This is a genomic window from Rhodoplanes roseus (genome assembly GCF_003258865.1).
Lineage (GTDB): Bacteria > Pseudomonadota > Alphaproteobacteria > Rhizobiales > Xanthobacteraceae > Rhodoplanes > Rhodoplanes roseus.
The window spans coordinates 1-8,177 of record NZ_NPEX01000257.1; the positions used below are offsets into that span (position 1 = coordinate 1).

Genomic DNA, 8,177 nt, shown 5'->3' on the forward strand with positions numbered 1-8,177 from the left:
CGACCCTCTCCCGATGGGAGAGGGTCGGCACCGCCAGGATCGTATGGTCGAGTCGGGCCATCATGCGTTGCGCGGGTGCACCAGCATGCGGCCCTTCATCTCCATGTGCATGGCATGGCAGAACCACGTGCAGTAGTACCAGTAGACGCCCGCGCGGCTGGCCGTGAAGGAGACCGAGGCGGTGGCCTGCGGCGGCACCTCCATGCTGATGCCGTAGTTGACGACCGCGAAGCCGTGGGTGAGGTCCTCGATGTCGTCCACGTTTGTCACGTAGACGGTGACGTGATCGCCCTGGTTCACCTCGAACTGCTCGAGCGCGAAGGCCGGCGCCGACGAGGTCATGTAGACCCGCACCGTCGAGCCGTCGCGGACCACCTTGGAGTCGAGCTCGAGCTTGACGCCGTCCGCCGCCGCCTGCTTGCGCGCATCCTCGAAGAACGGATCGTCACGCTTCCAGACGTGCAACGGGCTCACCTTGGAGCGATGCACGATGGTCGCGTCGTGCGGCTCGGCGAAGCTCGGGCCGTCGTGCACCACCACCATGCGGTCGCCCGAGATGTCGATGAGCTGGTCGTTCTCCGGCTTCAGCGGGCCGACATTGAGGAAGCGGTCCTTGGAGAACTTGTTCAGCGAGATGAGCCACTTTCCGTCGGCCTCCTTGGTCTGGCCCATGGAGGTGTGGTTGTGGCCCGGCTGGTACTGGACGTCGAGCTTCTGGATGATCGGATCGACCTTCTCGCCCTTGAAGGCGCGCTTCGCCGCGTCGATGTTCCACTTGCAGATCTGGCTGTCGAGGAACAGCGTCGTGTAGGCGTTGCCCTTGCCGTCGTAGGCGGTGTGCAGCGGGCCGAGGCCGAGCTCCGGCTCGGCGACGACGACGTCGCGCGGCTTGATCTTGTCGTCGAAGAGCTGGTCGAACAGCCGCACGTCGAACACCGTGACGGTCGGCGACAGCTTGCCGTTGGCGACGACGTGGATGCCGTCCGGCGCCGTGTTGATGCCGTGCGGGCTGTTGGAGACCGGGACGTAGCGCGTGTAGGGCGAGCCGTGACGGCCGTCGATGACGGGCACGCCGTTCATCATGGTGACGGCGCCCTTCTGCACCGCCTCCTCGATGCGCTTCAGGTTGAAGATGACGACCCAGTCCTGCTCGTTCGCCGTCATCTCGGCGAGCGTCACGCCGCCCTCGGAGTTGTAGCAGGTGGCGAAGGCGTACTTGCCCTGATAGTCGGCATCGACATTGTCGAGATTGCCGTCGACCTGTACCTGCCAGGCGACCTTCATGGTGTCGCCGTCGATGGCCGAGAAGATCGACCAGTACTGCTTGGGATCGTTCAGCACCTTGCCGTCGTTGGGCAGCGGCACGCCGTCCTCGCCATTGGCGAACACGTAGCCGGTGCGGGGATATTTCTGCACCCGCAGGCCGTGGACCGTGTGCTGGTTGGGGAGCTGGATGATCTTGTCGCACTTCATGATGTCGCACCGCACGCGCGCCACGCGGGTGTTCGCCTTGTCGTTCATGAACACGTAGCGGCCGTCATAGGTGCCGTCGGTGAACGACATGTGCGGGTGGTGCAGGTCGCCGTTGAGATAGACGCCGCCCTTGTCCTTCAGGAACTCCTTCGTCTCGGGAGTGAGCCCCTCGGTGAGGATCCTGATGCTCTCGTTGGTCTGGCCCCAGCCGGTGGCGCTGCAGCGGTTGAACACCGGCACGCGCATCAGCTCGCGCATGGAGGGCAGGCCGACGATGCGCATCTCGCCGGTCTGGCCGGAGGAGAAGAACACGTAGTACTCGTCGAGCTCGCCGGGCTTCACCTCGTACTTGGCGGGGCCGCGGGCCGGCGCGGCCGAGGGTAGCGGCGCCGGCGCCCGGGTCTGCGCCGCGGCCGTGTCGAATCCGGCCACCCCGACGCCGGTCGCAGCGCCGGCGACGCCGGCGACGGTGGCGACCGCGCCGGTCCTGATCAGGTCGCGTCGGTTGAATTTCGATGTGTCGTCGGTGCTCATGGTGTCTCCTCTGGGGCTCGCGGGCTCAGGACGGTGTCGAAAGTGTCGTCTCGGGGAGAGCGACCGGCTTGCCGCCGGTCGTGACGAGGGGCGGGACGAAGCCGCCTTTGCCGCCCTTCATCGAGGGCGAGGTGAGGGCGTCGCGACGCTCGCGCTTCAGCCGCACCTGGATCATGTGCGGGCAGCGGTGGTCGTCGAAATAGAGCTCCTGGCAGTGCATGCAGTAGATGCACTCGTTGACGTTGATGTGCCCCTCGGGATGGATCGCCTGCACCGGGCACTCGACCGCGCAGCGCTGGCAGGGCGAGCCGCACTCCGCCCACCGCCGCAGCCATTCGAAGGTGCGCAGGCGCCCGGGAATCGCGAGCGCGGCGCCGAGCGGGCACAGGTAGCGGCAGAAGAAGCGCTCGATGAACAGGCCGGCGACCAGCAGCGTCGCGGCATAGAGAACGATCGGCCAGTCGCGCACGAACTTCAGCACGATCGCGGTCTTGAACGGCTCGACCTCGGCCATCTGCTCCGCGAACGCCACCGAGTAGAGCGACAGCCCGAACAGGCCGAGGAAGATCATGTACTTGACCGGCCACAGCCGCTCGTGCAGGCCCCACGGCACGCGGATCTGCGGCACCTTCAGCGCCTTGGCGATCGTGTTGGTGAGCTCCTGCAGGGCGCCGAACGGGCACAGCCAGCCGCAGAACGGCCCGCGGCCCCAGAACAGCAGCGCCGCCGCGACGGCACACCACAGGATGAAGATCAGCGGCGCCGTGAGGAAATAGTCCCACGAGAAGCCGGTCATCAGCGAGTTGGCGAAGGTCAGGATGTTGACGACCGAAAGCTGGGCGTTGGCGTACCAGCCGAGCCACACCAGCACGAAGCCGAGATAGGCGCGCCGCACCCAGGTGTAGAGGGCCGGACGACGCACCAGCACGTTCTGGAAGAAGAAGATCCCGGTGAGGAGCAGGAGCGCCGCGCTCGTGATGGCGATCGACGGCACGTCGCGCCGCCACATCGTCTTCCACAGCGGCTCGTCCTGCGCGTCGAGGGCAGGAGGCGGCGGCGCGGCGGCTGCGGGGGGCGTTTCGGCCGCCGTCGTGACGGAGGGCGCGGCCTGCTCGCGCCGGACGTAAGTCTCGGGCAACGTGTAGCCGAGCTCGAAGGTGAGGAACACCTTGTCGCGCGCGCCGACGGCGCGCTGCACCATCAGCTCGAGCTGCCACGGCTGGGTCGGATCGAGATCGAAGTCGTCCGGCATCACGAACAGGCCGATCTCGGGAAAGTCCGGCGTGCCCGCCGCCTCCAGGGCGCCGAGCCGCTCGTGATTGCGGTCGCGGAAGCGGGTGCCGGCGCCGTCCTGCAGGATCTGGATGCGGTCGAAGACGCCGCCCCGCACATAGCCCGAGCCCTTGAACGAGTAGAGCCCGCGGCCCGCCACCACGATGGCCTGCTGGCCGGGCTTCAGCCGCTCCTTCAGCCGCGCGTATCCGGCTTCGCCGAGCAGGCTGACACCGATGGTCGGCACGCTCACGAGCGCCGTGTACAGATCGATGAAGGTCTCGTCGGGGTCGCCGGGCTCCGGCCGGGCACTCGCCGCGGCGTTGCCGGACTTGTCGAACGCCGCGTTGATGTCGCCGACCGAGAGATGCAGGCGGCGGATCGAGCCGTCGCCGAGCAGGCTCTCCCAATCGCGGACCTCCTGCCGGGCGAGGTCGACCGTCCTGGTGACGGGCGGAATCGCGGCTGCGGGCGCCGCACCGGAGCCGGCCGCGAGGCGGCCGCTGCGCACCAGCTTGACGGCGGAGCGCACCACGCTGTCGGCCATCACCAGCACCGTGACGGTGGCGCCGGAGACGATGTCGGGTTGCGGCGGCCGCTCGGCGCCGGACGCGATCGCTGCGATGCGGGTGCCGATCAGGCCGTTGACGGCGTCGACGACCTTCTTCTCCGGCACGCCGACCAGGACGATGGGCTCCTTGTGGTCGACGAGCTTCAGGCCGCTGACGACGGCGCCCGGATCGATGCCGACCAGCATGCGGATCGGCTTGCCCGAATAGCCGATCGCCGCCGTCACGTCGGTGTTCAGGTACACGAAGCCGCGCAGCCGGTCGGCGGCGTAGACGGGGACGAGCGGCGGCTCGCCCTGGGGTGCTCCGAACCGGTCCGCCCCCGCGAAGAACTCCTGCGGCGTCGCCTTGGCGAGGTACTCGGCGAGATGCGACGACGATTGCGCCATCGCCGGCACGGCGACGAGCAGCAGCAAGGCCGCGGCGAGCAGCGCCGCTGTGGTGGTGACGCCGTGCCGGGCGACGGCCTGCAGGCCGTGCTCGAACGTCGACAGGAATCGATCGCGGCCGGATCGTGACATACGAACCCGCTCTCTACGTCATGAGATGTCGGAGTGCGTGACCGTGCCGACGGCGCTGTCGGTCCGGCCCTGTCCACGCTCGGCGCCGCGTCGCGCCTCGAGGTCGAATTGAAACGTCGGAGACCGTACTGTCAACGCAACGCGGTTAGGTAGAAACACATGCGAGCTGGCGCGCCGGCAATGTCGTACCTCGCATCGCGACATGTTTCTCATTTTGTGACTCGAGCGGTTCCTCGTTGTGCGACGCACGCGCGGCATTCAGGCCGCTGCGTGCACGCGTCACGATGCTGTCTGGATCGGTTCGGGCACCCTGGCGATCCGTCCAGGGTCGATCGTTGTGCGAACGCAAACAGGCGAACGATCCGGTTCCGCGACGTGCGTTCGCCGTGGCGATCGCGCCGCGCGGCCGCTATCGTGTGGACGATGCCTCGTCGAGGAGACGCGCGATGTCACGTCCGCAGGCCGTTCCGCCGCCCGCCCCGATCCGCACGATGGCCGATCTGTTCGCGGTCGCGCATGCGATGGAGGCCGACGCCGTCGCCTATTACGAGCGGGTCGCCGCCGATCTGCGCGAGCAGGGGGACGACGCTCTGGCCGGGCTGTTCGCGCGGCTGGCGCGCATCGAGGGCGGACATGTCGATCAGATCGAGAGCTGGAGCGCCGACCAGGGAGGTGCGCTGCCCGCCTCGACGCCGCTGCCCTGGCCGGTGCCCGCGATGTTCGACGAGCCGGCCGAGGAGCTCGGGCAGTCGCGGCTGGTGACGCCGTACCGGGCCCTCGCCGCGGCGGTCCGCCAGGAGGAACGCTCCTTCGCGTTCTGGACCTATGTGGCGGCGACGGCGCCGGCCGACGACATCCGCGCCGCGGCGGAGCGCATGGCGCACGAGGAGCTCGAGCACGTCGCCCTGCTGCGGCGCGAGCGCCGGACCGCCTTCCATCAGGCGCGCGAGACCCGGACGTCGCCGCTTCCGACGCTCGGCCTGCGTGATCTCGCAGCACGCGAACGGACGCTCGCCGACAGGCTCGACGCGGCATTCCGGGACGATGCGATGCTCGGCCCTCTCCCCGCCGAAGCCCGGGCGAATGCGGAGCGGCTCGACCAGGCGGACGAGATCGAGCTTCAACTCACGCTCGGCCCGGAAACAGGCACGCCGGATCTCGTCCATGCGGCCGAGGTGCTGGTCGAGGCCTATCTGGCGGTCGCCGATGTCGCCCAGGACGCCGCACTGGTCGCCACGGCCCAAGGGCTCGCTGCCACCGCGATCTCACGTCTGGCGGCGTTGCGGATGTGGTCGGCCCGCCATGGAGTGCGACCCGTCGACGACGCCTGAGGGCGTCCCGCCCGCACCCGACAGTGCAGCGTCCGCCGCCCGGTCCGGGCCCGCCGCGGGCCGCCGCGGCTCGACTTCGTTTGCGATCGCGGAACAAGCGGCGCGAAATCGCCGGGTCCCGCCCGCCGCGTGCTTCGCCGCACTCATGCTGCACGGCGCAACGCGTCACGATTGACAGCTCGGCCGGATAGCTATTACGCTCCAAATAGAAAACGGCGTTCCGCGATCGAAAACATCGAAAGGGTCGTCCGGTTCGGCCAATCGCGCGGCCGGCGCGACCGTCGGGTGATCGCTCTCGGCCTGGTTTTCCGGCCGTGCGGCCGCGATGCGGGTGTCGAGAAAGGGAGCAAGGCGTCGACGATGGATGCGCGTGACGACACCGGGAGCCGTATCGAAGCGCTGCTGCAGGGCGCCATCGATCCGCACGTGCACAGCGGCCCGTCGATCGCGCCGCGGGCGCTCGATCACGTCGAGCTGCTGCGCCGGGCCTCGGCGGCCGGCTTCGCCGCGGTGGTGACCAAGGACCACGACTACTCGAGCGCCATGACCACGGCGCTGATCCGCGCCAACTTTCCGGAGCTGACGACCAAGATCTATCCGAGCATCGTGCTCAACAACGTGGTCGGCGGCTTCAATCCCTACGCGGTCGAGCACACCGCCGCGATGGGCGGCAAGGTCGTGTGGCTGCCGACGCTCGCCGCGGAGAACCATCTGCGCTGGCAGGCCGAGGCGAAGTGGTCCCACCCGGCGTCCACCGACAAGATTCGACCGGCCGTCGGCATCCCGGTTCTCGATGGCGGCGCCGTGCGCGACGAGGTCAAGGAGGTGCTCGACATCGTCGCGCGGGCCGACATGACGCTGGCGAGCGGCCATCTGCATATCAGCGAGACCTGGGTGGTCTTCGAGGAGGCCAAGCGACGCGGCGTCCGGCGCCTCGTGCTCACCCATCCGGAGGACATCGTCGGCGCCAGCATGAACGACGTGAAGGGCATGGCCGCCATGGGGGCCTATGTCGAGCACTCGCTGGCGATGTTCATCGAGGGCTCGCGCTTCAAGATCGCCGGCGACGAGGACTTGCGCCGGCACATCGACGCGGCCGGCGTCGACAAGACCATACTGTGCTCGGATCTCGGCCAGGTCGGTTCGGTCGATCCCATCGAGGGCTTTCGCCGCGGCATCGCGATGTGCATCGGGCTCGGCTACGACGACGACCAAATCCGCAAGATGGTGTCGCTGAACGCGGCGCATGCGCTGGGACTGGAAGCGGATCTGCCGTCGCCGGCCTGAGTCGCGACCGGCATCCGCGGCACTTCGGAGGTGAGAATGTACGACGTCAGTGATCCCCGCGCCGCCCTGGCGCCCGCGGCTGCAGCAAAGAAGACCACCGAAGGCCCGTTCGGCCCCGCCGAATATGCCCGCTTCTATGCCGAGCCGCCGCAGGAGAGCGGGCCCGAGGGAAAGACCTGGTACGCCCGCGGCCAGAACTTCGTCATTGCCTACACGGAGCCGGTTGCCGACGCCGTGCTGGCCCGCGAGGCGCAGGCCGACGAATACGTCGTGCTGATGCCCGACCGCGACAGCGTGGTCGAGATCACCACGAGGGACGGGACCGAGCGTGTCGCCGGCGGCTCGCTCGCCTTCGTGCCCCCCGGGCCGTCGCGCCTGCGCGTGATCACGCCCGGCCGCATCGTGCGCATGATCACGTCGCGCGCCACCGACCTGGCCGCGAAGTGCAGCAACGCCGCCGCCTACGCGACCGCGAAGCCCCTGGTGACGCCGCAGGAGCCCTGGCCCGAGCCCACGGGCGGCTGGCGGCTGCGCGTCTACGATCTGGACGTGCCGCCCGAGAAGGGCCGCTTCGGCCGCATCTGGCGCGGCAGCACCTTCATGGTGAACTTCCTCGACTCGTATCAGGGGCCGCGCGACCCCTCCAAGCTGTCGCCGCATCACCACGACGACTTCGAGCAATGCTCGCTCGCGCTGGAGGGCGAGTTCGTTCATCACCTGCGCTGGCCCTGGACCGTGAACAAGGCGTTCTGGCACGACGACGATCACGAGCTGTGCGGCAGCCCGTCGGTCGCCGTCATTCCGCCGCCGGCGATCCACACGACCGAGGCGGTCGGTCGCGGCCTCAACCAGCTCGTCGATATCTTCTGCCCGCCGCGCATCGACTTCTCGCAAAAGCCCGGTTGGGTGCTCAACGCGGCCGACTACCCGATGCCGTGAGGCGACCGAAACAGCGGGCGTTTGATCATGAGCTCATCCGTCGTTCCGTTCCGCCAGCGCGTGATCGCACGCGAGCCGCTGATCGGCACGTTCCTGAAGACGCCGACCGGCCACGCCACTGAGATCGTCGCCGACGCCGGCTTCGATTTCGTCGTCATCGACCAGGAGCATGCCGCCTTCGATCGCACCACGGCCGACATCGCGCTGATGGCGGCGCGCGCCGCCCGCGTGCCGGCGCTGGTGCGCGTGCC

5 protein-coding genes and 1 pseudogene are annotated in these 8,177 nt (G+C 68.7%); 4 read left to right on the plus strand and 2 right to left on the minus strand.

Annotation, left to right across the window (positions count from 1 at the left end):
* Positions 1-60: 60 nt before the first annotated feature.
* Together nosZ and CH341_RS24935 are read right to left on the minus strand one after the other, a co-directional pair.
* Positions 61-2,007 (minus strand): TAT-dependent nitrous-oxide reductase, encoded by a 1,947-nt coding sequence (nosZ, locus tag CH341_RS24930; RefSeq protein ID WP_111421681.1) that lies wholly within the window; start codon positions 2,005-2,007, stop codon positions 61-63.
* A 25-nt stretch (positions 2,008-2,032) separates the two neighbouring features.
* Entirely contained in the window at positions 2,033-4,237 is a 2,205-nt protein-coding gene (locus CH341_RS24935) for a NosR/NirI family protein (protein ID WP_111421684.1), read from the minus strand.
* Between the two features lie 578 nt (positions 4,238-4,815).
* Between CH341_RS24935 and CH341_RS24940 the strand changes: the two genes are divergently transcribed.
* The 4 genes and pseudogenes from CH341_RS24940 to CH341_RS24955 form a co-directional block, all read left to right on the plus strand.
* A complete protein-coding gene (locus CH341_RS24940) occupies positions 4,816-5,700 on the plus strand; it encodes a ferritin-like domain-containing protein (RefSeq protein WP_111421682.1) in 885 nt (294 codons plus the stop codon).
* 360 nt (positions 5,701-6,060) lie between these two features.
* Entirely contained in the window at positions 6,061-6,987 is a 927-nt protein-coding gene (locus CH341_RS24945; protein WP_111421685.1) for a DUF6282 family protein, read from the plus strand.
* Positions 6,988-7,023: 36 nt separating this feature from the next.
* Positions 7,024-7,926: a cupin domain-containing protein gene (locus tag CH341_RS24950; RefSeq protein ID WP_111421683.1), complete on the plus strand. Its 903-nt coding sequence runs from the start codon at positions 7,024-7,026 to the stop codon at positions 7,924-7,926.
* 27 nt (positions 7,927-7,953) lie between these two features.
* Positions 7,954-8,177 (plus strand): annotated as a pseudogene (locus CH341_RS24955) (aldolase); the annotation flags it as partial.